Source organism: Micromonospora sp. DT4 (assembly GCF_049841675.1).
Classification (GTDB): domain Bacteria; phylum Actinomycetota; class Actinomycetes; order Mycobacteriales; family Micromonosporaceae; genus Micromonospora.
In genome coordinates this window covers 1-672 of record NZ_JBNCKT010000337.1, presented here as the reverse complement: position 1 = coordinate 672, position 672 = coordinate 1, and the positions used below count along the sequence as shown (strand labels likewise).

Here is a 672-nt window from a genome sequence, read left to right as displayed (position 1 = left end):
CGTCGTCGGCGGCAGTATCACCGGCCCGGTCACCGCGTTGCTGTTGCTGCACGCCGGATTCGACGACGTCACCGTCTTTGAGGCCGCGCCGGCGTCCGCGCCCCTGGGCGGCGGCCTCATCGGTCTGGAACACCCCGCCCTCGACGTGCTCGACCGCCTCGACATCGGCCAGCACGAGTTCGTCGCCCACGACTCCGAGGCCATCGTCCAGATGACCATCCGCGACCGCCACCCCGCCGAGACGATCAGGCGCACCTACCCGGGCCGCAACACCACCTGGACACTGCTGCACCACGCACTGACCCGCCGCCTACCCGCCGGTGTCCTGCACTCCGGCATGAAGGTCACCGCCCTGGCCGAGCAGGCCGGCCAGCCAGTGCTGCGGTTCCGCGACGGCCACACCGAGGCCGCCGACTTGGTCGTGTTCGCCGACGGCCGGTCCTCCACCGGCCGCCGCCTCCTCGACCCTGATCGGACCCTGCGGTACGCCGGCTACGTCGCCCACCGTGGCATCGCCGACACCACCCCCCAGCCCGGCCTGCGGGACTTCCTGCGGCTGCAGCCCTGCCCCGGTGCGCAGTTCAACCTCGCCCCCGTACCCGGCGGCTGCGACTGGACCTTCTACCTCAACTGCACCAGCACCGAGTACGCGCAGCGGTTCGGCGCCGACCC

General features: G+C 72.2%; 1 pseudogene. It reads left to right on the top strand.

The annotated features are described in order from the left end of the window. Positions 1-672 (top strand): annotated as a pseudogene (locus ACLQ24_RS29990) (monooxygenase); the annotation flags it as partial.